This window comes from Streptomyces sp. ADI96-02, assembly GCF_003846185.1.
Taxonomy (GTDB): domain Bacteria; phylum Actinomycetota; class Actinomycetes; order Streptomycetales; family Streptomycetaceae; genus Streptomyces.
Genome location: NZ_ML123034.1, coordinates 5,602,621 through 5,603,168, shown reverse-complemented (window position 1 = coordinate 5,603,168; position 548 = coordinate 5,602,621). Strand labels below are relative to the sequence as shown.

Annotated in this window: 1 protein-coding gene; it reads left to right on the top strand. The window is 52.4% G+C overall.

The annotated features are described in order from the left end of the window. On the top strand, window positions 1-458 hold a 458-nt coding region (locus EES43_RS30765; RefSeq protein ID WP_164493244.1), incomplete at its 5' end, for a hypothetical protein. Window positions 459-548: the final 90 nt, after the last annotated feature.

The window sequence follows — 548 nt, the reverse complement described above, 5'->3', positions numbered from 1 at the left end:
AAGCAGCACAGAAGATCGGCAACAAAATTCAGGCATGGGTTGCAGGGCGCGCCGACCTAGGCTGGGAGTGGAACGCCCGAAACGAATACTACCTCAAAAACCGCGCTGTAATCTCCCTCGACGAGGGCCCGCGCAGGGGAGAAAAATGGACGACTAACATAGACTGGAAAACCGCAGAACAGGGGGACTGGGAGACTGCAGTACATCAGTACCGGGATCTAACCAGGCAGAAGGACGCCTTTTCGAGTGCCAATCCTGGCATATACGAGTTCGAAAAAAAGCAATGGAGCAAGCTAACAAAACTAAGCGAAGAGGACGTCGCGGAAAGACTAAATGAGCTTCCCAATTATGTGATCAGGAGAAACAGTGACGACCGTTACAACGTGTACATTTCAAATAAAGAAGACCTTACCGATGCACACTCGTACTACACCCCAAAGGTGCTCGACAAAACATGACGAGCCGCGTCGCGCGATCAGTGAACCTCTTTCATCCTGTGCCGTGGGGATGAAATGGGCTGGCCAGATGCGATGACGTGGCGAAGCCCC